Here is a 217-nt window from a genome sequence, read left to right on the forward strand (position 1 = left end):
AAGTTAAGCCTGTAAACGCTGAAAGTACTTAGGGGGCAGCCCTTTGGGAGGATAGGAACTTGCCAATCTTTTACTAAATATTTTAAAGGTATTTAGTATATCTCGAATAAGTGCTTTTCCAAAAGGATTAAGCAAACTTTTCGAGACAGGTGCTTCTTTAGCTCAGTCGGTAGAGCACACGACTGTTAATCGTGTTGTCGTTGGTTCAAGTCCAACA

General features: G+C 40.1%; 1 tRNA gene. It reads left to right on the plus strand.

Going from position 1 to position 217, the window contains the following annotated elements:
- Nucleotides 1–159 precede the first annotated feature (159 nt).
- A tRNA-Asn gene (locus I6E17_RS09840) sits at nt 160–217 on the plus strand.

Origin of the sequence: Fusobacterium perfoetens (genome assembly GCF_021531595.1) — a bacterium.
Taxonomy (GTDB): Bacteria; Fusobacteriota; Fusobacteriia; order Fusobacteriales; family Fusobacteriaceae; genus Fusobacterium_B.